Below are 21,832 nucleotides of genomic sequence, written 5' to 3'. Positions count from 1 at the left end.
TCGGAGGCGTGTCCCGCATCCGATCCACCGGCGTTCACCCCCGAGCGACAACCACTGGCCGCGCTTTCCGCGCAGCCGGCCGGACAGGCCCCGCCTGTGGGCGGGAACCCCCCTGTCCGCGGTCGGCGCCACTGCCGCCGACCACTCGGTGGGGACCCAACAGACCCTCAGGCACCGGCTGGAGACCGGGCTGGAGGTATGGGACCGAGCGTGGCCGATCGTGGTGCATTCACGCCCGCGACACAAGGGGGATCGTTACTGGCTGGTAGCGGCCCGATAACCGCAGCGCGACAGGGCGGCATCATGCGGCGACACAGGGTGGCACGAAAGGGACACGGGAATGGCGGGAAACTCCAAGGAAACAGGACAGAATCGCCACCCTGCCTTACTGCGAGTAACAGCTCGCATCTTTGTCAAGTTTTGGTAAAGCGAGGGTTTCTCGTGTCCCTCTTTCGCGTCACGCGGCAAAACGGCCGCACTGCCCGGAAGGCAGTGCGGCCGTCTTGTCACATCGGAACAATCGGGCTCGTCCGGAGCGGACGGCGGGCCGGTGTCAGAACAGGACGCGGGCCAGCGCGGTGCGCGCGGCGGTGACCCTGGGGTCCTCCGGGCCGATCACCTCGAACAGCTCCAGCAGCCGCAGCCGGGCGGTGTCGCGGTCGTCGCCCGCGGTGCGGCGGACCGCCTCCACGAGCCGGCCGAAGGCGTCCTCGACATGACCGCCGACCAGATCCAGATCGGCGGCGGCGAGCTGGGCGTTCACATCGCCCGGGCTTTCCGCGGCTTCCTTGCGGACCTCCTGCGGGTCCATGCCCTGCACGCGGCCGAGCAGCTCCGCCTGGGCCAGGCCGAGCTTGGCCTCCGGATTGCCCGGGTCGTCCACGAGGACGTTCTTGTACGCCTGGACCGCGCCGCCGAAGTCGTTGGCGTCGAGAGCCGAAGCGGCGGCCTCCAGCACGGCGTCGTACGGGCCGGCCGGCACCTCCGCCGGGACCGCGTCCGCCGGGGCGGCGTCCGGGTCGACGACGATCCCGGTCAGCCCGAAACGCTCCTCGCCGACCTGGATCAGCTGGTCCAGCGTCTCGCGGATCTGGGCCTCGGGGGCCGCGCCCTGGAAGAGCGGGAGCGCCTGCCCGGCGACGACGGCGAAAACGGCCGGAATGCCCTGGATGCCGAACTGCTGCATCAGCATCTGGTTGGCGTCGACATCGACCTTGGCCAGCAGGAAGCGGCCGTGGTACTCGACGGCCAGGCGCTCCAGCAGAGGGCCCAGCTGCTTGCACGGCTCGCACCACTCGGCCCAGAAGTCGATGACGACGGGGACCTCGGCGGAGCGCTGGAGGACATCGCGCTCGAAACCGGCTTCATCGACGTCGATCACCAGGGCGGCGGGCGCGACGGCGCCGGCCCCCCCGGTACGGGAGGCCTCCGCGCGGGCCTGCTCCGCCTTGGCCTTGGCCTCACCGGCCGCCTTGACGGCGGCGAGGTCGACAACACCGCTCATGGACATGTTCCTAGGCTGCATACGTACATCCTCCCCCCTGAGCACACCGTTCCGGAAAGCGAGTGCGAGAACCGGACCGGCCCGTGACCCCCACCGGCGTGCGGGGGCGGGCGGCCGGGACGGCAGCGGGCCTCCGAAAGGCCCGGCGAGGCCCGGAAATACCTCGGTGGAACCGACCGGGCCCCTGAAGGATCCGGGTGGACCTTCCGGATCCCCGTCCGGCCGGTCCGTGCGGCCCCGGGTCCCCACCCGGCGCCTGGGGTCTCCGTGAAGACCCCGGTGGCTGTCGCTCGTTCGTTCCGTGGCGTACGGGGGCGGGCTGACCGCCTTCCTTACGCTACGACCCGTAGCGTAACTGCCGATCACCCCGGGGGAACAGGTGATCCCGGTGATCTGTCTCACGGAAACCGGGGCACAACCGTTCCCCCTACCGGCCGGTATGGTCACCGCATCATGAACGACAGCACCCCCAAAGCCACCCGAACAGGACGTCCGCGGAGCACCGCGGCCGACGCCGCGATCCTCGAAGCTACGCGGGCGTCCCTGGTCGATCTCGGCTGGTCGAAGCTGACGATGGGCGATGTGGCGACCCGGGCCGGGGTCGCCAAGACGACCCTCTACCGGCGCTGGGCGGGCAAGAACGAGCTGGTCGTGGACGCGGTCGCGGTCCTCTTCGACGAGCTGGAGCTGCCCGACCGGGGCAGTCTGGCCGCCGATGTGCAGGGCGTAGTACTCCAGTTCGCCGCCCTGCTGGAGCGGCCGGAGGCCCGGACCGCGCTGATGGCGGTGGTCGCCGAGTCCACCCGCGACGACTCGCTGCGCCACCGGATCCGCTCGGCCATCGTCGACCGGCAGAAGCGGCTGGTGCTGCTGGGCCGGGAACGCGCCCAGGCCCGCGGCGAGCTGCGGTACGAGGACGACGCCTCGACGGCCGCCCGCAACGCGGACCTGATCTTCGACGTGATCGCCGGAGCCGTGGTGCACCGCACCCTGGTGAGCGCGGAACCGGTGGACGCCGAGTGGGCGATCGGCTTCACCTCGCTGCTGCTGCTGGGGCTGGCCGGCGCCCAGGCTGCGTAGCAGGACCGCTCAGACCTGGTAGCGCCCCGGCGCGACGCCTGGCACGCACGCTCTCCGCGTTGTCGGGATCACCCCGATACATCCAGTATCGGGGCGACCCTCCGTCTTGCGATCGCACGCAGTAGACGCCGCCGAGCCCGCCCTCCGGGCGGACGGCGCTACTTTCGAAACACGCCCTAGAAGCCCGGCGGCTCCGTGTAGGTGCCCCACTCCTCGCGCAGCACCCCGCAGATCTCGCCGAGGGTGGCCTCGGCCCGTACCGCGTCGAGCATCGGCGCGATCATGTTCGAGCCGTCGCGGGCGGAGGCGAGCATCGCGTCCAGGGCGGCGGTCACCTTGGCGTCGTCGCGGTGGGCCTTGCGGTCGGCGAGCTGGCTGACCTGGTCGCGCTCGACCTCGTGGCTGACCCGGAGGATCTCCAGGTCGCCGGTGACCGAGCCGTGGTGGACGTTGACGCCGACGACCCGCTTGTCGCCCTTCTCCAGGGCCCGCTGGTACTGGAAGGCGGACTCGGCGATCTCGCCGGTGAACCAGCCGTCCTCGATGCCGCGCAGGATGCCGGAGGTCATGGGTCCGATGGGGTGCTGCCCGTCGGGGTGGGCCCGGGTGCCGCGCTCCCTGATCTGGTCGAAGATCTTCTCGGCCTCGGCCTCGATCCGGTCGGTGAGCTGCTCGACGTACCAGGAGCCGCCCAGCGGGTCGGCGACGTTGGCGACGCCGGTCTCCTCCATCAGCACCTGCTGGGTGCGCAGGGCGATCTCGGCGGCCTGCTCGGAGGGGAGCGCGAGGGTCTCGTCGAGGGCGTTCGTGTGCAGCGAGTTCGTGCCGCCGAGGACGGCGGAGAGCGCCTCGACGGCGGTCCGTACGACGTTGTTGTACGGCTGCTGCGCGGTGAGCGAGACCCCGGCGGTCTGGGTGTGGAAGCGGAGCCACTGGGCCTTGTCGGTCCTGGCGCCGTACGTCTCCTTCATCCAGCGGGCCCAGATGCGGCGGGCGGCGCGGAACTTGGCGATCTCCTCGAAGAAGTCCAGGTGCGCGTCGAAGAAGAAGGACAGCCCGGAGGCGAAGGCGTCGACGTCCAGCCCGCGGGAGAGACCCAGCTCCACGTAGCCGAAGCCGTCCGCGAGGGTGTAGGCCAGCTCCTGCGCGGCCGTCGCCCCGGCCTCGCGGATGTGGTAGCCGGAGACGGAGAGCGGCTTGTAGGCGGGGATGTCGCGGGCGCAGTGCTCCATCAGGTCGCCGATGAGGCGCAGGTGGGGCTCGGGCTGGAAGAGCCACTCCTTCTGCGCGATGTACTCCTTGAAGATGTCGGTCTGGAGCGTGCCGTTGAGCACGCCCGGGTCGACGCCCTGGCGCTCGGCGGCGACCAGGTACATGCAGAACACCGGGACGGCCGGGCCGCTGATCGTCATGGAGGTGGTGACGTCGCCGAGGGGGATGTCCCCGAAGAGGATCTCCATGTCGGCGGCGGAGTCGATGGCGACCCCGCAGTGGCCGACCTCGCCGAGCGCGCGCGGGTCGTCGGAGTCGCGGCCCATCAGCGTCGGCATGTCGAAGGCGACGCTGAGTCCGCCGCCGCCCGCCGCGAGGATCATCTTGTAGCGCTCGTTGGTCTGCTGGGCGTTGCCGAAGCCGGCGAACTGCCGGATCGTCCACGTGCGGCCCCGGTAGCCGGTGGCGTGCAGGCCGCGGGTGAAGGGGTACTCCCCCGGCCAGCCGATCCGCTCGAATCCCTCGTACGTGTCGCCGGGGCGTGGCCCGTACGCGGGCTCGACCGGGTCCCCGGAGAGCGTGGTGAAGTCCGCGTCACGCTTGCGGGCCTTGTCGTAACGAGCCTGCCAGCGGAGGCGGCCTTCCTCGATCGCGTCAGCGTCCATACCTCGAATTTACTAGGACGTCCTAGTAAATGTCGATGGCAAACCGCCCGGCGCTTTTCGCGCGGGGCGGTTCGGGGTGATCCGGAAGCCTTCGGGCTAGGCCTTGGCGGTGGCCGGTGCCGGGTCGGTGACCAGGGCGCGGGCCTCCCGGCTGACCTTCGGTTCGACGAAGAACGAGGCGAAGGGGATGCAGCCCGCCGCGAGCACCCACAGGAGCTTGCCGAAGGGCCACTTCGCCTTGGAGCCGAGATCGAACGCGAAGACGACGTAGACGATGAACAGCACGCCGTGGATCTGGGAGATCAGCATGGTGTCGCCGGTCTCGAAGCCGTACTTCGCGATGATCGCGGCGGTGAAGACGAGCAGCCAGACCGCGGTGACGTAGGCCATCACCCGGTAGCGGGTGAGCACGTTCTGTTTCATGGCTACGAGCGTAACGGGACGACCGCGGCGATCTTCGCGCGGCCCCGGACCCGGCGGGGGCCGCGGAACGGGGCCGGGCTCACCTCTCGTCGAAGTCCTGGGCGGCCACCCGCAACGGCCGCAGCATGGCGAAGATCTCCGCACACTCCTCGGCGTCGTACACCCCGAGCCCGAAGTCGACCGCGACCAGGTCCCGGGTGGCCGCCTCGACGACGTCGCGGCCCTTGTCGGTGATGGCCGCCAGCGTTCCGCGGCCGTCGTTCGGGTTGGGCCGCTTGCCGACCAGACCGGACCTGACCAGACGGTCCACGGTGTTGGTGACCGAGGTCGGATGCACCATCAGGCGCTCCCCGATCTTGGACATCGGCAGCTCACCGGCCTTGGAGAAGGTGAGCAGCACCAGCGCCTCGTACCGGGCGAAGGTCAGCCCGTACGGCTTGACGACGGCGTCGACCTCGGCGAGCAGGATCTGCTGGGCCCGCATGATCGAGGTGATCGCCCCCATCGAGGGCACGGGCCCCCAGCGCTGCTGCCAGAGCTCGTCGGCGCGGGCGATGGGATCGAAGGGAAGGCTGAGCGGCTTCGGCACGGCACCGACCTTACCGACTGGTCATATGCCGGTCAGCCCCTTCTCATCCTTCGGTATCGGACATCCGTCCGGGGGCTGTCCCGCGGACCTCGGCCACGAGCAGCAGCGTGCAGACGGTACCGATGATTCCGGATCCGGCGACCACCTGGTGCACGGGGAAGAACTCCGCCGCGAGCCCCGCCAGCGCCATCCCGAGGCCCTGGACGGTCATCAGTCCGGCGGTCAGCAGCGTCATGGCCCGGCCGCGCAGCCCTTGGGGCACGGCGTCGACGAACCACCGGTCGAGCCCGATCACGTGCGCGGCGCCCGCACCGGCCAGCGTGAGGGCGGCCAGGGCGAGCGGCAGCCCGGGCCTGACCACGTACACGAGGAGCGGGAACAGGCCGGCGGCGGCGACCGGCAGGACGATCCGGGAACGGTTACGGGGGCTGAGCGCGGACCCGACGAACAGCTCGGCCCCGATGTGCCCGACGGCCATCGCGCAGAGTCGGCGATACGGGCACCAGGTGCTCTACGAGCGCACGCCGCCGGGGATCGCGCTGACCGCCTCGGACTGACGGGCGCCGGGTCGTCGCGCGCCGGAGTTCGGGGCGTACGGGTCACGGACGGTGTCGCACCACCACTGCGCGTAACCGTCATGTCACGATTACCCACGTTTCCCGTGTCCGTGAGCCACCGCCGTCCGAGGGGTCTGGATGTCCGGCCGCAGAATCGTCCCCCGCGCTCTCCCCCGTACCGCCTCCGTCCTGGCCGTCCTCGCCCTGGCCACCGTCCTCACCGCGGGCTGTTCGACGCCGGAGCCGCGCGTCACCCGGACCGCCGAAGAGACGGACGAACTCGTCCGGGGAGAACCCGCCCCGAGCGCGGCCTCCCCCTACTGGGTCGACCCGGACAGCGACGCGGCCCGCCAGGTGCGCGTCTGGGAGAAGCAGGGACGCGAGACGGAGGCGAGGATCCTGCGGCGGATCTCCGGCCGGCCGGTGGCCGACTGGCCCGCGTGGGACGACCCGGCCCCGGGGATCCGGGCCGCCGCGAAGTCCGCCGCCCGCACGAGGAAGACCATCCTGCTCGTGGCGTACAACATCCCGCACCGCGACTGCGGGCTCTACTCCGCGGGCGGCGCGAAGGACGCGGACTCCTACCGTTCCTGGATCGGGGAGTTCGCCGACGCCATCGGGGACGCGCCCTCGACGGTGATCCTGGAGCCGGACGCCCTCCCGCACATCGCGGACGGCTGCACCCCGCCCGAGCACCACGCCGAGCGCTACCAGCTCCTCTCCGAGGCGGTGGACACGCTCAAGGCCCTGCCGAAGACCCAGGTCTACCTGGACGCGGGCAACCCGGACTGGATCGACGAGCCGGCCAAGATGGCGCAGCCGCTGCGGCAGGCCGGCATCGACCGGGCCGACGGCTTCTCCCTGAACGTCTCCAACTTCCAGTCGAACGAGAACGTGAAGGCGTACGCCGGCCGGCTCTCCGACGCGGTGGGCGGCTCACACTTCGTGATCGACACCAGCCGCAACGGCAACGGCCCCCTGCCCGGGGGCCGTGAGGAGGCCTGGTGCAATCCGCCGGGCCGGGGGCTCGGCACACCGCCGACCACCGACACCGGCGACGACCGGCTCGACGCGGTTCCAAGGCGCCGAAAGGTCCTCGTAGCGGAGCTGCCAGGGCCTTTCGGCAACGCCGGAAGCGTGCGTGCCAGGGCGTGGCCGCCCGGTCAGAGGCCACCCGACAGGCTCTCAGGCGACCTTGACCCACTTCGCCTCGGAGGGGATGCCGTCGGTGTCCGTGACGAAGAGCATGTACCAGCCGGGCGGCACCAGCGTGGGGTCGTCCGGCACGGTCACGCTCAGCTTGCCGTCGCCCTTCTTCAGCCCCAGCTCGATGGAGCGCTGCTCCACGTCCGTGGTGTGGGTGACGGCGCTCGGCCGCATCAGCCGGGCGGTGGCGATCCGGTCCGCGTCGGCGCTCTCGTACGTGACCGTCGTGCCGCGCTCGGCGGCCTCGGGGCCGTTCCCGATCACCGGGCGCTTGTCCTTGCCGCGGTGCAGGGCGGGCGGGGTGTAGACCTCCATCCGCTGCTCGAACTTGCCGAGCTTGGTGTTGTCCTTGTCGCCGTAGAGCGAGTCGGAGCCGAAGGTCGCCACCCGTCCGTCGGGCAGCAGCAGCGCCTCGGAGTGGTAGTTGCGCCCCACCGTCGGCTCGGCCGCCTCCTTGAAGGTGTTGGTCTTCGGGTCGTAGGACTGCGCCTTCAGGATGTTGCTGGCCCCGCGGCCCCGGTAGTCCACGGATCCGCCGCTGGTGAAGACGGTGTCGTCGGGCATGATCACGCTGTTCAGGTAGCGCGTGCCCTGCGGCAGGTCGGGACCCGGCTCGAAGGCCGGGCTGTCCTGCTTGAGGTCGATGACCGCCGTGCGGGCCGTGGACTTCTTGGACTCGCCGACCCCGCCGCCGCCGAGGACCATCACCTTCTGGTCCTGCACGGGCGGCAGCAGCAGCGAGGCCGCCGTCTCCAGCTGGTCGGTGTCGGTCAGGCCGGGCACCTTGGTGAAGGTGTTCTTCTTGATGTCCCAGATCCCGGGCTCGCGCCCCTTGTCCGCCGGGCCGTAACCGGCGTTGGCGCCCGGGTAGAAGAGCTTGCCGCCCTTGGTCAGGAAGAGCGCCGGGTAGGTCGGGAAGTAGTGGAAGGGGCCCTTGGACCACTTCTTCGTCTTCGGGTCGTAGACCTCGTTGTCGCCCGGGAGGATCGCGCCGACGTCGTCGAGGCCGGAGACGGAGAGCACCCGGCCGTCCTCCAGCCCGACGAGCGTCGGATACCAGCGGGCCTCCTTCATGGGATCGACCTTGATGTACTTCTCCGCCGTCGGGTCGAACTCGTAGGCGGCGCGGATCCCCTGGAAGTCCTGCTTGTCCATGGTGATCTTCTCGGCGAGGCCGTAGGAGTTGTCGGCCTCCTTGCCCTTCAGCCCGACGATCTCGTACTGGGCGGCGTCCGTCGTCACCGCCTCGGGGCCGTCGTCCACCGCCTCGACGAAGACCCGCTGCTCGGCGGCGGTCACCTTGGTCTTCCACGGCTTCATCTGGCCGCTCTCGAAGTAGTCGACCTCGAACTCGCGCTTGGCCTTGGGGACGGTGACGTCGAACTTGGCCACGTACTCGACGCCTGAGGGCGAGCGGAAGACCGTGCCCTTCCTGAGCTTCAGCGGCTTGTCCGGGTTCTCGTTCTTGACCCGCATGCCGCCGCCGGCCCGCTTCACCTTGTCGTCGAGCACCTCGTAGCGGGCGGTGCCGCCCGCGATCAGGAGGCGGCCGTCGGGGAGCTGGGCGTGGCCCCCGCAGAAGAAGTCCTCGGGGGTGGGGATCCTCTGGAAGGTGTTCTCGGCCGGATCCCACAGGACCGTGTCGAAGGTGCCCGCGTCGAAGTTCTTCTCGTCGTTGCCGGAGCCCGCGACGATCAGCACCTTCCCGGTGTGCAGGAGCGCCGCGTGGATCGCGTTGGTCCGGTACTCCTTCGGAATGTCCACGCGCTCCCAGGAGCCGTACTCCGCCTTGTACTCCGGCTGGTCGATCTTGTACGCGTGATACCTGTCCTCGGCGAAGGACAGGGCCGCGGGAGCGTTCAGCCCGGCGAGCAGCACCACCGCGCCGCCTCCCAGGAGCGTCTTCCTCATCTGCTTCGAGGGCCGGTAGGCCATGGCTCAGTTCCCTCCTGCGGTGGTGGTGGCGGTGGTGCCGGCGCTCGCCGTGGTGGTCACCGACGGGGCGGGGGCGGGGCTGGCGACGTACGCCGGTCCGGGCGGCGGGGGCGCCGGGGCGGGGACGGCGCGCGCGGCCTCGGCGCGCTTGTCCTGCCGGACGGTCCAGGCCCATACGACGACCGGGGAGAGCGAGATCGCCAGCCCCAGCGTCGCCCAGGTCCGCATCGCCACATGGGTGTGGTCCAGGTACACCGAAGCGGCGAGCGAGGAGAGCAGGACCGCGGCCCAGGAGAGGTGGATGCGGAAGGTGAGCAGCCGGTCCGGGGAGGTCTGGCCGCCCTTGGGTGTGACGACGAACCGGCCGTCGGTGCGCAGCACGGCCGAGCCCAGCGACTTCAGGTAGATCGGGGCGGAGAGCGCGGACATGGCCATGCCGGCGAGGCCGCCGGATCCCTCGGGCTCGTGCGGGGAGACGTTGTGCCGGCGGTTCCAGAGGTAGAGACCGATCTGGAGGGCGGCCGCGTCGCTGTAGAGCATCAGCCAGATGGAGGCGGCGACCTGGGTGCCGGACGCCCCGAACCAGAGGAACAGCACACAGCTGCCGACGCCGAGCAGCCAGTTGACCGCGGTCATCGGGTAGTAGACGAGCATCAGCGTGTAGCTGAGGAGGCGGCCGGGGGGCACCCGGAAGAGCGCCTTGCCGTACTGCTTGAACAGCGTCTCGTACGTTCCCCGGGACCAGCGCAGCTGCTGGGTGAAGAAGTCCGTCCAGGAGGCGGGCCCCTCGCCCACGGCCAGCACGTCGGGCGTGTAGACGGAACGCCAGTAGTGCCCGGTGCGCGGGTTGCGGCGGCGGTGGATCTCGAAGCCGGTGGCCATGTCCTCGGTGATCGAGTCGTACAGGCCGCCGACCTGCCGCAGCGCGGCGATGCGCACGACGTTGTTGGTGCCGACGAACATCGGGGCGCCGTAGCGGTTGCCCGCGCGCTGGATCAGTGCGTGGAAGAGGAACTGCTGCGACTCGGCGGCCTTGGTGACGGCCGAGTCGTAGTTCCCGTAGACCTGCGGTCCGACGACGAAGGCGACATCCGGGTCGCGGAAGTAGCCCATCATCCGCTCCAGGAAGTTGGGCATGGGCACGTGGTCGGTGTCGACGGAGGCGAAGAAGTCGTAGTCGCCGCCGTGCAGGGCGATCCAGGCGTTGTAGTTGCCGTGCTTCGTCTTCGCCTTGTGGGCGCCCTTGTCACGGTTCCACTCGGGGACCCCGCGCCGGGTGAAGTGGTGGACGCCCAGTTCGGCGCAGAGCATCCGGGCCCCGGGGTCGTCGCCCTCGTCGAGCAGCCAGACGTCCAGCGGGCCGGAGTGCTTCAGGCCTGCGGCGCCCTTGAGGGTGGCGCGGACCATGGAGAGCGGTTCCTTGCCGGGGACGTACGTGGTCAGGAAGGCGACCCGGGTGCCGGGCTCGGGCGTCACCGGGACCGGGTCCCGCGCGACGAGCGTGGCATGCGCGATGGAGACCACGTTGACCAGCATGAACAGCTCGATCAGGGCGATCGACACCAGCATCACGGTGTCGGCGACGACCAGCCAGCGCTCCCCGTTCTCCCGCTCGGTCCAGTGTGTGGGCCAGACCAGGTACAGCAGGAGGATCCCGGTGAGCACCGGGGCGAGGGTCATCAGCAGGACGGCTCTTATTCGGTGCTTCTCCGTCGAGAGCAGGCTCTTGTACCGCACCCGGTACCCCGTCGGCTCCGGCTCCGTGAGCGGACCCGCTAGCCGGCTGTAGGTGTCGTAGTCGTAGCCCTCCGACCGCACCGTGCCTCCCACTGTCGAACGGGTTGATACCCCCACAGAAGGGGACAGCTAACGGTGTGTCGACCTGGCAGGTCCGAGTGAGCGGTTTTCGGTCCGGAGCCGGAAAGGCCCCCGGCCGTGTGGCGCCGGGGGCTTTTCGGGTGAACGCGGGACGTCCCGCGCGGACGGTGCGTCAGGAGGAGAGGTGACGCTCCACCGTCTCGACCTTGGACGTCAGACCGTCGGTGACACCGGGCCGGATGTCGGCCTTCAGCACCAGGGAGACGCGGCCGGCGCGGGCCTCGACGGCGGCCACGGCGCGCTTGACGACGTCCATGACCTCGTCCCACTCTCCCTCGACGGAGGTGAACATCGCGTCGGTGCGGTTGGGCAGCCCGGATTCACGGACGACGCGCACGGCGTCGGCGACGTACTCCCCGACGTCCTCGCCGACGCCGAGCGGGGAGACGGAGAACGCGACGATCATGCGCTGACCGTGCCCTCGCGGCGGGCGCGGGCGGCGATGACGCCGTCGGCCTCGTACTTCTTGAGGAGCTTGTCGCCGTAGAGCCCGCCGAAGGGGATGACCGCGAGGAGGAAGAACAGCGCGACACGCTTGAGCGGCCACTTGGCCTTGACCCAGACGTCCAGCAGGAACACCACGTAGATCGTGAAGAGGAGGCCGTGCAGCGCGCCGAGCGGCGGCATCAGGAAGTCGATGTCCGAGACCCGCATGAGGAGCGAGCCGAAGATCAGCAGCGCCGGGAAGGAGAGCGCCTCGGGAAGCGAGATGAGGCGCAGCCGGTGCAGGGCGGAAGCGGTCTTGATGTCCACGAGGGCACCTTCGGGTGGGAGGGTCGCGAGGGCTTGTGAACCGACGCACAAGCCGCCCCCATTGTGGCATCGCGCCGGGGTAACCCCGGCGGCGGGGGCCGCCCCGCCCGCCGGTGCGCGTATCGCCGCATATCAGGGCGGGTCCGCGTACGCATCAGGGGCGTAACGGTTCCGGAGCCTCTGGCCGAGGTGCGGCGCGGACGGCTACCTTCGTCGCGTGGCGATGTTCCGACTCCAAGGCAGCAAGACGCTCGCCGTCGATCTGACCGGCGATGCCGTCAAGGCGAAGAACGGCTCGATGGTCGCCTACGACGGCCGGATGAGCTTCAAGAAGATGTCCGGCGGCGGTGAGGGCATCCGCGGCATGGTGACCCGCCGGCTGACCGGCGAGCAGATGACGGTGATGGAGGTGTCCGGGCAGGGCACCTGCTACTTCGCCGACCGGGCGAGCGAGATCAACCTGGTCGCACTGCACGGCGACACCCTGTACGTGGAGGCGAGCAATCTGCTGGCCACCGACGCCGGGCTGCGCACGGGCACGACGTTCACCGGGCTGCGCGGCGGGGCGAGCGGCAACGGCCTGTTCACCACCACGGTGGAGGGCACCGGGCAGGCGGCGATCATGTCGGACGGTGCGGCGGTCCTGCTGCGGGTGTCGCCGCAGTATCCGCTGACGGTCGACCCCGGCGCGTACATCGCCCACCAGGGCCGGCTCCAGCAGAACTTCCAGGCGGGGGTGAACTTCCGGACGCTGATGGGCGAGGGCTCCGGCGAGGCGTTCCAGATCCGCTTCGAGGGCGACGGACTCGTCTACGTACAGCCGAGCGAGCGCAACACCGTCGGGGGCGATGTCTGATGCCGTTCCGGGAGATCAACTCCAAGATGGTCGAGGCCACCCTGGCCCCGGGCCAGAAGCTGTTCAGCCAGCGCGGCGCGATGCTGGCGTACCGGGGCGAGGTGTCCTTCACCCCGAACATCCAGGGCGGCCAGGGCGGTGTCGCGTCGATGATCGGCCGCCGGGTGGCGGGCGAGTCGACGCCGCTGATGACGGTCGAGGGCTCGGGCACGGTGATGTTCGGCCACGGCGGCCACCACATCCAGGTGATCAACCTGGCAGGAGACACCCTGTACGTGGAGGCCGACCGGCTGCTCGCGTTCGACGGGACGCTTCAGCAGGGCACGATGTTCATGGGCTCGCAGGGCGGGGTGATGGGCATGGTGCGCGGCCAGGTGACCGGCCAGGGCCTGTTCACCACCACCCTGAAAGGGCACGGCGCGGTCGCGGTGATGGCGCACGGCGGGGTGATCGAACTGCCGATCACGCCGGGCCGGGACGTGCATGTGGACCCGCAGGCGTACGTCGCCCACCACGGGGAGGTCCGGAACAAGCTGGCCACGGCGGTCGGCTGGCGGGACATGGTGGGGCGGGGCTCCGGCGAGGCGTTCCAGCTGGAGCTGAGCGGCAGTGGTGCGGTGTACGTCCAGGCGTCGGAGGAGAAGCTGTGAGCACGCCCGTGGTCTTCGACCCGATGACGCTGCCGTCGGACGACAACGTCAACTCCTACACCTTCTGCGTGGAGCTCAAGGGGAGCCGGTGGTTCCTGCAGAAGGGGAAGATGATCGCCTACTACGGGCAGATCCAGTTCGACGGGATCGGGCACGGCCGGTTCGAGCGGCTGGTGCGTTCCAGCTTCCATTCGCCGCTGCACGCGAGCGACTGGGTGGTGGCCGAGGGCAGCGGGAAGATGCTGCTGGCGGACCGGGCTTTCGATGTGAACTCCTTCGACCTGGAGGACGGGAACCTCACCATCCGGTCCGGGAACCTGCTGGCGTACCAGCCGACGATGGCGCTGAAGCAGTCGATCGTGCCGGGGTTCGTGACGCTGATCGGCACGGGGAAGTTCGTGGCCGCGTCGAACGGTCCCGTGGTGTTCATGGAGCCGCCGCTGCGGGTGGATCCGCAGGCGCTGGTGGGCTGGGCCGACTGTCCCTCCCCGTGCCACCACTACGACCACGGCTACATGACGGGCGTGATGGGCGGTATCCGGTCACTCACGGGGATCGGCGGGACGTCGGGCGAGGAGCACCAGTTCGAGTTCGTCGGTGCGGGCACGGTGCTGCTCCAGTCGAGCGAGGCGCTGATGGCGGAGCAGGCGACGGGCGTACTGCCGAACCAGCCGGGCGTCCCGGGCGGCGGGGGTCAACACGGATCCGCCCCGCGCGCGCCCGGCCAGCTGGGGGACCTCCAGCGTCGCTTCGGGTTGTGAGCGGTAGTCTGCGGAGTGTGACGTCGAACGTCTGCGCCCAGCCGTCGGCTCCTGCCGACGGGCCTGGCCGCACTCCGGCGAGCCGGGGGTGCCGGGCGTCACACTCCCCGATTTCGTCCGGATTTCAACTTCTTAGGTAGAATCCATATATGGAGACCGAGACGGCCACCCGCTGGCTGAGCGACACGGAGCAGTGCGCCTGGCGCACCCACCTGGACGTCAACAGGCTACTGACGCACCAACTGGAGAAGGACCTCCAGCCGTTCGGCCTGACCATGAACGACTACGAGATCCTGGTCAACCTCTCCGAGTCGGACGACCAGAGGATGCGGATGAGCGACCTCGCCGCCGCCACCCTCCAGTCCAAGAGCCGGCTCTCGCACCAGATCACCCGCATGGAGACCGCCGGACTGGTCCGCCGCACCCACTGCGAGTCGGACCGGCGCGGGCTGTTCGCGGTCCTCACCGAGCACGGCGCGGAGACCATGCAGAAGGTCGCCCCGCACCACGTCGCCTCGGTGCGGCAGCACTTCATGGACCTGCTGTCCCCCGAGGCGCTCACCGGCCTGCACGCGGCGCTGACCCCGATCGCGGAACACCTGCGCGGCAAGCGCGGCAAGCTGTAGCAGCCGGGCCGTCAGGCCGGGCGGGGCAGCCACAGCCGGAAGGCCGCTCCGCCCTCGGCCGCCCGGTGCACCGTCAGCGTCCCGCCGTGGCGCGAGGCGACGTCCCGGGCGATGGCCAGGCCGAGTCCGGCGCCGCCGTCGTCCCGGCTGCGGGCGTCGTCGAGCCGGACGAACCGTTCGAAGATCCGCTCCCGCTCGTCCTCGGGCACACCGGCCCCGTCGTCCCGGACCTCCACCCGCACGCCGCGCCCGTCGGCCGCCACCGACACCGCGACGCTCCCCCCGGCGTGCCGCTGGGCGTTGTCCAGCAGGTTGCCGATCACCCGGGACAGCTGCCCGCGCGACCCGTTCACCTCGAACGCACCGCCCTCCGGCACCTGAACGGTCACCGCGATCCGGTCCCCGGTGCGCTGCGACACCTCCTCCCGGACCAGCGCGCCCAGCTCCACCGTGGCGCTCCCGGGCTTCTCCCCCGCGTCCAGCCGGGCCAGCAGCAGCAGGTCCGCCGCCAGCACCTGCAGCCGTACGGTGTCGGCGACCGCGCCCGGCAGGTCCAGCAGTTCCGGGTGGGCCTCGGCCACCTCCAGCTGGGTACGGAGCGAGGCGATCGGGGAACGCAACTCGTGCGAGGCGTCCGCGACGAACCGGCGCTGGCGCTCCACGGACGCCTCCAGGACGGTGAGCGTCTCGTTCGTCGTCCGGGCCAGCCGGGCGATCTCGTCCCGCGAATCGGGCTCCGGCACCCGGCGGGCCAGGTCCTCGGACGCGGTGATCGCCGCCATCTCGCGCCGGATGCCCTCGACCGGCCGCAGCGCCCGCCGGGTCACCAGCCAGGTCACCCCGGCGACGACCACCAGAAGTACCGGCAGCCCGGTGAGCATGGCCCCGCGCACCGTGTTCACCGCCTCCTGCTCGGCGGCGAGCGGCGCGCCCGCGTACACGGTGAGGGTGATGCCGTCGGGGGTGGTCGCCTCGACGGCGGCGAAGCGGTAGTCGGCGGTGGTGCGGTCGACGGTGGCGGTGCCGTCGGAGAAGTCCGGGTCGTCGGAGGAGACCTCGCCCCGGCCGGGGCGGCTGCCGTCGTCGTCATCGTCGTCGTCGTCGTCATCGTCGCCGGGCGACGGGGAGGCCCCCGCCGAGGCCGAGGGCACCGGGGTGACACCGGACGTGCCGGTGCCGGTGAGGGCCCGCAGGTCCTTGGAGACGATGACGACCCGCCCCTCCTCGTCGGTCACCTGGACCGGGTGGTCCTCCTCGTCGTCCAGTTCCACGTCGTCGTACGGAGTGCCCGTGGCGAGCTGTCCGGCCGCCTCACGGGCCGCCACCTCGGCCTGGAGGTCCGCCTGGTCGATGAGGTTGGCCCGCAGGACCAGCAGCACGGCCAGGCCGGCCCCGGCCAGGGCGACGGCGACGACCAGGGTGGCCCCGAGGGCGGCCCTGGCCCGTACGGACCTCATCCCGCCTCCAGCCGGTAGCCCGCGCCGCGCACGGTACGGATGGCGGTCGCGCCGAGCTTGCGGCGCAGGGTGGAGATGTAGACCTCGACGATGTTGGGGTCGCCGTCGTACGCGAAGTCCCAGACGTGCTCCAGGATCTCCGCCTTGCTGACCACCTGGCCCGCGCGCAGGGCGAGCTGCTCCAGCACCGCGAACTCCTTGGCGGTGAGGGCGTGTTCGTCCTCACCGCGGTGGACCCGGCGGGCGGCGGTGTCGATGCGCAGCGACCCGACGGTCAGGACGGGCGCGGCGGTCCCGGCCCCCCGGCGGCGCAGCAGGGCGCGGACCCGGGCGACGAGGACGACGTAGCTGAAGGGCTTGGTCAGGTAGTCGTCGGCGCCGGTGTCCAGGCCCTCGGCCTCGTCGTACTCGCCGTCCTTGGCGGTCAGCATGAGGATCGGCACCTCGTGACCGGTGGCGCGCAGGTTCGCGCAGACGCGGTAGCCGTTCATGCCGGGCAGCATGATGTCGAGGATCACCAGGTCGTAGCCGCCCTCGCTCGCCCGGTGCAGTCCTTCGAGACCGTCGTGCACGACATCCACGGCGAAGCCCTCGGCGGTCAGTCCCCTGGCCAGGGACACCGCGAGGCGCTTCTCGTCCTCCACGATCAACAGGCGCATGCGCACAGCCTCGCAAACCCGACCTGAAGACGCCTTCAGGTGGCTTCAGGCTGCGTTCAGCTACCTCCCGGCAGTGTGGGTCACGTCGAACAGCACAGCAGCTCTCGGGGAGGAACCTCATGAAGCGCAACGTCACCATCGCGGCGATCACCGCGGCCGTTCTCATCGGCGGCACCACCGCCGCCACCGTCGCCTTCGCGGACGGCGGCGACGGCGACCGTACGCCCGCCGGGAGCGTGAGCGCCGTGAGCCTCGCCGACGACAACGCCTCCGACGACCGCACGGACGACGCTTCCGACGACCGGGCCCCGGCCGCCGCGAAGACCACCCGGATCACCCTCGACCAGGCCGTCGCCGCTGCCCTGAAGAGCGTCCCGGGCACGGTCACCGAGGCCGAGCTGGACGATGACGATGACGACGACGACCGCGCGGTCTGGGAGCTGGACGTCCGCGGTTCCGACAAGAAGTGGCATGACGTGAAGGTGGACGCCGGCAACGGCAAGGTCGTGAAGACCCGTGACGACGACAACGACGACCGCGACCGCCACGCGCCCCGCTCCTCCACCGTCACCCTGAACGCTGCGGCGGACGCGGCCCTGAAGACCGCGCCCGGCAACGTCACGTCGATCGACCTGGACGACGACGACGACAACCGGGGCAACGTCCTGCGCTGGGACATCGACATCGCGGGCAAGGACGGCGAGCAGCACGAGCTGCGCGTGGACGCGAAGACCGGCAAGGTCACCGTGGACCACGACGACGACGGCGACGACGACGACCGGGACGACCGCGCGGACGAGAAGGACGACGACCGGGATGACCGGGACGGCGACGACGGCTGACCCACCGCCCAGCGCCCCTGCCGCGCTCACGGCGCACCGCCCACGCCCGGCCGTTGTGCACCGTTTCCCGGCCCGTCCCGGAGGGTTCACGCACGGCGTTCCGCGCCCGAGAGCGTGTTCACGCCAATCGCGAATCAGGCATGAACCCTCTTGTCGCACCACCAGCGCACCTGCGCCCGAGCCCGACCGGACCACCGTCGCGATCAAGCCGAACCCCGCGTTCCGCGTTAGTCCGATCCGCCCTCGGACCAAGCATCACCTCGAACATATTCATGATCTACACACAGGTGATGCACCATGCGCACACAAGCGCGAAGACTTGTCACAACCGTCCTCACTCTGGCGCTGCTGGCCGTTTCGGGCACCGCCCCCTCCTGGGCCTCCCCACGGGACCGACCGCCCTCCGTCGCCCTCTCGGCCGTCACACCGCCCGCGGCGAGAACTGCCGCCGACCTCCCGAAGCCACCCGAGGCGATGACGCTCGCGGAGCGACGCCGGCAGGTGGAGCGGGAGCGGGACGAGCTGTCACCCCTGAGGGCCTGTGCCGATGCCCCCTCGGTCGAGAAGCCGGCCGGCCCCCCGCACGCCCGGCCCTCGAAACCCGCCGAGCGCGGTCCTGCGTCCGCCGCACCCAGGGGCCGAGCTGCCGCACCACCCGGCGCACAGGCGACGGGGAACCCGACCTGGATCACCTCGCGGGCCGACAGCACATGAGCCACTACCCCGATCTGTCACCGTACTCCTACGACGAGTCACCCCGTGCCATGCTCAACGTCGGATGGCTGCATCCCAAACACGGCTACGCCACCGGCGTCGTGGACGAACGGGTGGTGCAGGCGTTGGTGATCCTCAGCTCCGCCTACGAGAACCAGATGCGCGGCTTTCACAGGTGCGAGTTCTGCGACACGGACCGGGTCTCCGTCTCCGGCGGGCCGAACGGGGACACCCGGGTATGGCTCGGCTCGGCGGAGATCCGGGTGAAGGGAGAGGACGGAACCATCTACGCCGCTCCGAACCTGGTCATCCACTACATCACCGCGCACCGCTACCGCCCGCCCGAGAAATTCTGCCGTGCGGCGGTCGGAGCGGCGGGAATCGATGCGCCCGGACCGCTGAGTCTGGTCGAGTAGCACCCTCGGACGGCGCCTGGTCGCCTCACGACGACCGGGCGCGGCCCCGGGCGCCACCTCTGCCCCGAGGACGGGGGCGGTGGGCGCGCCGGGCCCGTACGCGAGAACGCCCCCGGGGCGGCACCCACGCCGTCCCCGGGGGCCTTCAGCACGTGCTCAGGAGCTCCCCGTCAGCCCCGCCACCAGCTCGTCCGCCGCCGCGTACGGGTCCAGGCTCCCCGCCACGATGCGCTCGGCCAGGGCGTGCAGGCGGCGGTCGCCGCTCAGGTCGGCGATCTTCTCGCGGAGCGCGGTGACGGCGATCGTCTCGACCTCGTGGGCCGCGCGGGCGGTGCGGCGCTCGGCCAGGACGCCGTGCTCCTCCATCCAGGCCCGGTGCTTCTCCAGTGCCTCGACGACCTCGTCGATGCCCTCGCCCCGGGCGGCGACCGTCTTCACGATCGGGGGGCGCCAGTCGCCCGGGCCCCGGGACTCCCCCAGGCCCAGCATGTGGTTCAGCTCGCGGGCGGTGGCGTCCGCGCCGTCCCGGTCCGCCTTGTTGACCACGTAGACGTCGCCGATCTCCAGGATCCCGGCCTTGGCCGCCTGGATGCCGTCACCCATGCCCGGGGCGAGCAGCACGACGGAGGTGTCCGCCTGCGATGCGATCTCCACCTCGGACTGGCCGACGCCGACCGTCTCGACGAGGACCACGTCGCAGCCCGCCGCGTCCAGCACCCGGATGGCCTGCGGGGCCGACCAGGCGAGGCCGCCCAGGTGGCCCCGGGTGGCCATCGAGCGGATGTAGACGCCCGGGTCGGAGGCGTGGTCCGACATCCGGACCCGGTCGCCGAGCAGCGCCCCGCCGGAGAACGGCGAGGACGGGTCGACGGCGAGGACGCCGACCCGCTTGCCCGCCCGGCGGTAGGCGGTGACCAGGGCCGAGGTGGAGGTGGACTTGCCGACGCCCGGCGAGCCCGTGAGCCCGACGACGTAGGCGTGGCCGGCCAGCGGTGCCAGCGCGGCCATCACCTCCCGCAGCTGCGGGGACGCCCCCTCCACCAGCGAGATCAGCCGGGCCACCGCACGCGGCCTGCCTGCTCGCGCCTGTTCGACCAGCGTGGGGACGTCCACGTCCACGTTCACCGCTCCGTTCGCCTTGCCCTCGTGCCTGTGCGCCTGGTGACCGTACGGGTACTACTTGCCCGGGACGCGGATGATCAGCGCGTCGCCCTGACCGCCGCCGCCGCACAGGGCCGCCGCGCCGGTGCCGCCGCCGCGCCGCTTCAGCTCCAGGGCCAGGTGCAGGACGACCCGGGCGCCGGACATCCCGATGGGGTGGCCGAGCGCGATGGCGCCGCCGTTGACGTTGACCTTGTCCGAGGTGACGCCCAGGTCCTTCATGGACTGGACGGCGACGGCGGCGAACGCCTCGTTGATCTCGATCAGGTCAAGGTCCTCGACGGCCAGGCCGTCCTTCTTCAGGGCGTGCCGGATGGCGCCAGAGGGCTGCGACTGGAGGGAGTTGTCCGGGCCCGCGACGTTTCCGTGGGCGCCGATCTCGGCGATCCAGTCGAGGCCCAGCTCCTCGGCCCTGGCCTTGCTCATCACGACGACCGCGGCGGCGCCGTCGGAGATCTGCGAGGAGGTGCCGGCGGTGATCGTGCCGTCCTTGGCGAAGGCGGGGCGCAGCTTGCCGAGGGTCTCCACGGTCGTCTCGGCGCGGATGCCCTCGTCCTTGGCGAAGAGGACCGGGTCACCCTTGCGCTGCGGGATCTCGACCGGGGTGATCTCGGCCTCGAAGAGACCGTTCTTCTGGGCGGCGGCGGCCCGCTGGTGGGACAGCGCGCCGATCTCGTCCTGGGCGGCGCGGTCCAGGCCGAGACGGCCGTTGTGCTTCTCGGTGGACTCTCCCATCGGGATGTTCTCGTAGGCGTCGGTGAGACCGTCGTAGGCCATCGAGTCCAGCATCTCGATCGCGCCGTACTTGTAGCCCTCGCGGGACTTCGGCAGCAGGTGCGGGGCGTTGGTCATGGACTCCTGGCCGCCCGCGACCACCACGTCGAACTCTCCGGCGCGGATGAGCTGGTCGGCCAGCGCGATGGCGTCGAGCCCGGACAGGCACACCTTGTTGACGGTGAGCGCGGGGACGTTCATCGGGATGCCGGCCTTGATCGCGGCCTGCCGGGCGGGAATCTGGCCCGCGCCGGCCGTGAGCACCTGGCCCATGATCACGTACTGGACCTGGTCACCGCCGATGCCGGCCCGGTCCAGGGCGGCCTTGATGGCGAAGCCGCCGAGGTCGGCGGCGGAGAAGCTCTTCAGGGAGCCGAGGAGACGGCCCATGGGCGTCCGGGCGCCCGCGACGATCACTGAGGTGGTGGTACCGGTCGTTGCTGGCATGGGCACGGCCCCTTGGGATCGGATGTGAACGAGGGTTTACCTGAATGTACTGAGCGGTACCGCGCCCGTCATCCGGCAACCGGTGTGACGGCGCGCACGTTGCGTAACCATGGCGGGAGCGCTGCACTGGATCCATGCTGACGCGAATCGACCACATCGGGATCGCCTGTTTCGACCTGGACAGGACGGTTGAGTTCTACCGTGCCACGTACGGGTTCGAGGTGTTCCACTCGGAGATCAACGAGGAGCAGGGCGTCCGGGAGGCGATGCTCAAGATCAACGGGACCTCGGACGGCGGGGCTTCGTACCTCCAGCTCCTGGAGCCGACCCGGGAGGACTCGGCCGTGGGCAAGTGGCTGGCGAAGAACGGGGAGGGCGTGCACCACATCGCCTTCGGTACCGAGGACGTGGACGGGGACGCCGCGGACATCCGCGAGAAGGGCGTCCGCGTGCTGTACGACGAGCCCAGGACGGGGTCCATGGGGTCCCGGATCACGTTCCTGCACCCCAAGGACTGCCACGGCGTCCTGACCGAACTGGTCACGAGCAGGGCGGAGCACTGACCACCGCATACCTGGCCCGGTAGAGTGGGCGGTTCCGGGCCGGGGCCGGGTCGGGGCCGTACCGCGTCCTCGTCGTTTTTCTGTCACCATTCCCCGGGGGACCG

The 21,832-nt window shown here is 70.7% G+C and carries 20 protein-coding genes and 2 pseudogenes; 9 read left to right on the top strand and 13 right to left on the bottom strand.

Annotated elements, in window-relative coordinates; all coding sequences use genetic code 11:
- Positions 1-553: 553 nt before the first annotated feature.
- Positions 554-1,525: a tetratricopeptide repeat protein gene (locus tag IG90_RS0110605; RefSeq protein ID WP_051860070.1), complete on the bottom strand. Its 972-nt coding sequence runs from the start codon at positions 1,523-1,525 to the stop codon at positions 554-556.
- Between the two features lie 432 nt (positions 1,526-1,957).
- Between IG90_RS0110605 and IG90_RS0110600 the strand changes: the two genes are divergently transcribed.
- Positions 1,958-2,584, top strand: a complete 627-nt coding sequence (locus IG90_RS0110600) for a TetR/AcrR family transcriptional regulator (RefSeq protein WP_030581050.1) — start codon at positions 1,958-1,960, stop codon at positions 2,582-2,584.
- A gap of 176 nt (positions 2,585-2,760) precedes the next feature.
- Here the strand turns inward: IG90_RS0110600 and icmA are convergent, their stop codons facing one another.
- From icmA to IG90_RS0110580, 4 genes and pseudogenes are all read right to left on the bottom strand, one after another.
- Positions 2,761-4,461, bottom strand: coding sequence for a coenzyme B12-dependent isobutyryl-CoA mutase large subunit (gene icmA, locus IG90_RS0110595; RefSeq protein ID WP_030581047.1), 1,701 nt, complete (start codon positions 4,459-4,461; stop codon positions 2,761-2,763).
- Between the two features lie 96 nt (positions 4,462-4,557).
- On the bottom strand, positions 4,558-4,884 hold the full coding sequence (locus IG90_RS0110590) for a DUF3817 domain-containing protein (protein ID WP_030581044.1): 327 nt from the start codon (positions 4,882-4,884) through the stop codon (positions 4,558-4,560).
- Between the two features lie 79 nt (positions 4,885-4,963).
- Entirely contained in the window at positions 4,964-5,473 is a 510-nt protein-coding gene (locus tag IG90_RS0110585) for a MarR family winged helix-turn-helix transcriptional regulator (protein WP_030581041.1), read from the bottom strand.
- A gap of 43 nt (positions 5,474-5,516) precedes the next feature.
- Positions 5,517-5,960, bottom strand: a pseudogene (locus IG90_RS0110580) (MFS transporter); the annotation flags it as partial.
- A gap of 208 nt (positions 5,961-6,168) precedes the next feature.
- Between IG90_RS0110580 and IG90_RS41745 the strand changes: the two are divergent.
- Positions 6,169-7,104: pseudogene (locus tag IG90_RS41745) on the top strand (glycoside hydrolase family 6 protein); the annotation flags it as partial.
- Between the two features lie 111 nt (positions 7,105-7,215).
- Here the strand turns inward: IG90_RS41745 and glxA are convergent.
- From glxA to IG90_RS0110545, 4 genes are all read right to left on the bottom strand, one after another.
- The gene (gene glxA, locus IG90_RS0110560) at positions 7,216-9,171 is read right to left on the bottom strand and encodes a radical copper oxidase GlxA (RefSeq protein ID WP_030581029.1); all 1,956 of its coding nucleotides are present in this window, start codon (positions 9,169-9,171) and stop codon (positions 7,216-7,218) included.
- A 3-nt stretch (positions 9,172-9,174) separates the two neighbouring features.
- Positions 9,175-10,989: a glycosyltransferase family 2 protein gene (locus tag IG90_RS0110555; protein WP_030581026.1), complete on the bottom strand. Its 1,815-nt coding sequence runs from the start codon at positions 10,987-10,989 to the stop codon at positions 9,175-9,177.
- 172 nt (positions 10,990-11,161) lie between these two features.
- Positions 11,162-11,455: an MTH1187 family thiamine-binding protein gene (locus IG90_RS0110550; protein ID WP_030581023.1), complete on the bottom strand. Its 294-nt coding sequence runs from the start codon at positions 11,453-11,455 to the stop codon at positions 11,162-11,164.
- The gene (locus IG90_RS0110545) at positions 11,452-11,802 is read right to left on the bottom strand and encodes a DUF3817 domain-containing protein (protein ID WP_030581019.1); all 351 of its coding nucleotides are present in this window, start codon (positions 11,800-11,802) and stop codon (positions 11,452-11,454) included. The genes IG90_RS0110550 and IG90_RS0110545 overlap by 4 nt, the downstream gene beginning before the upstream one ends.
- Positions 11,803-12,025: 223 nt before the next feature.
- Between IG90_RS0110545 and IG90_RS0110540 the strand changes: the two genes are divergently transcribed.
- The 4 genes from IG90_RS0110540 to IG90_RS0110525 all read left to right on the top strand — a co-directional run bounded on the left by IG90_RS0110540 (position 12,026) and on the right by IG90_RS0110525 (position 14,695).
- Entirely contained in the window at positions 12,026-12,658 is a 633-nt protein-coding gene (locus tag IG90_RS0110540) for an AIM24 family protein (protein WP_030581016.1), read from the top strand.
- On the top strand, positions 12,658-13,308 hold the full coding sequence (locus IG90_RS0110535) for an AIM24 family protein (RefSeq protein ID WP_030581013.1): 651 nt from the start codon (positions 12,658-12,660) through the stop codon (positions 13,306-13,308). The genes IG90_RS0110540 and IG90_RS0110535 overlap by 1 nt, the downstream gene beginning before the upstream one ends.
- A complete protein-coding gene (locus IG90_RS0110530) occupies positions 13,305-14,069 on the top strand; it encodes an AIM24 family protein (RefSeq protein ID WP_030581011.1) in 765 nt (254 codons plus the stop codon). Before IG90_RS0110535 ends, IG90_RS0110530 begins: the two co-directional genes overlap by 4 nt.
- Before the next feature lie 149 nt (positions 14,070-14,218).
- Positions 14,219-14,695: a MarR family winged helix-turn-helix transcriptional regulator gene (locus IG90_RS0110525; RefSeq protein ID WP_030581007.1), complete on the top strand. Its 477-nt coding sequence runs from the start codon at positions 14,219-14,221 to the stop codon at positions 14,693-14,695.
- An 11-nt stretch (positions 14,696-14,706) separates the two neighbouring features.
- Here the strand turns inward: IG90_RS0110525 and IG90_RS0110520 are convergent, their stop codons facing one another.
- Both IG90_RS0110520 and IG90_RS0110515 read right to left on the bottom strand, forming a co-directional pair.
- Positions 14,707-16,152, bottom strand: coding sequence for a sensor histidine kinase (locus tag IG90_RS0110520; protein WP_030581003.1), 1,446 nt, complete (start codon positions 16,150-16,152; stop codon positions 14,707-14,709).
- Positions 16,149-16,811, bottom strand: a complete 663-nt coding sequence (locus IG90_RS0110515) for a response regulator transcription factor (protein ID WP_030581001.1) — start codon at positions 16,809-16,811, stop codon at positions 16,149-16,151. Before IG90_RS0110515 ends, IG90_RS0110520 begins: the two co-directional genes overlap by 4 nt.
- 119 nt (positions 16,812-16,930) lie before the next feature.
- Here IG90_RS0110515 and IG90_RS0110510 point away from each other — a divergent pair, with 119 nt between their 5' ends.
- The gene (locus tag IG90_RS0110510) at positions 16,931-17,653 is read left to right on the top strand and encodes a PepSY domain-containing protein (protein ID WP_030580997.1); all 723 of its coding nucleotides are present in this window, start codon (positions 16,931-16,933) and stop codon (positions 17,651-17,653) included.
- Between the two features lie 710 nt (positions 17,654-18,363).
- Positions 18,364-18,783 carry a DUF7919 family protein gene (locus tag IG90_RS0110505; RefSeq protein WP_030580994.1) on the top strand — a complete coding sequence of 140 codons (420 nt, stop codon included), beginning with the start codon at positions 18,364-18,366 and terminating at the stop codon, positions 18,781-18,783.
- A gap of 156 nt (positions 18,784-18,939) precedes the next feature.
- Here the strand turns inward: IG90_RS0110505 and meaB are convergent, their stop codons facing one another.
- The gene (gene meaB, locus IG90_RS0110500) at positions 18,940-19,908 is read right to left on the bottom strand and encodes a methylmalonyl Co-A mutase-associated GTPase MeaB (RefSeq protein ID WP_206433888.1); all 969 of its coding nucleotides are present in this window, start codon (positions 19,906-19,908) and stop codon (positions 18,940-18,942) included.
- Positions 19,909-19,959: 51 nt separating this feature from the next.
- Entirely contained in the window at positions 19,960-21,165 is a 1,206-nt protein-coding gene (locus IG90_RS0110495; protein ID WP_078585263.1) for an acetyl-CoA C-acetyltransferase, read from the bottom strand.
- 134 nt (positions 21,166-21,299) lie between these two features.
- On the opposite strand from IG90_RS0110495, the gene mce reads away from it, so the two are divergent.
- Positions 21,300-21,728: a methylmalonyl-CoA epimerase gene (gene mce / locus IG90_RS0110490; RefSeq protein ID WP_030580984.1), complete on the top strand. Its 429-nt coding sequence runs from the start codon at positions 21,300-21,302 to the stop codon at positions 21,726-21,728.
- Positions 21,729-21,832: the final 104 nt, after the last annotated feature.

Origin of the sequence: Streptomyces anulatus (genome assembly GCF_000721175.1) — a bacterium.
GTDB lineage: Bacteria > Actinomycetota > Actinomycetes > Streptomycetales > Streptomycetaceae > Streptomyces > Streptomyces anulatus_C.
The sequence above is the reverse complement of the archived record's forward strand: the minus strand, read 5'-3'. Positions and strand labels throughout refer to the sequence as shown.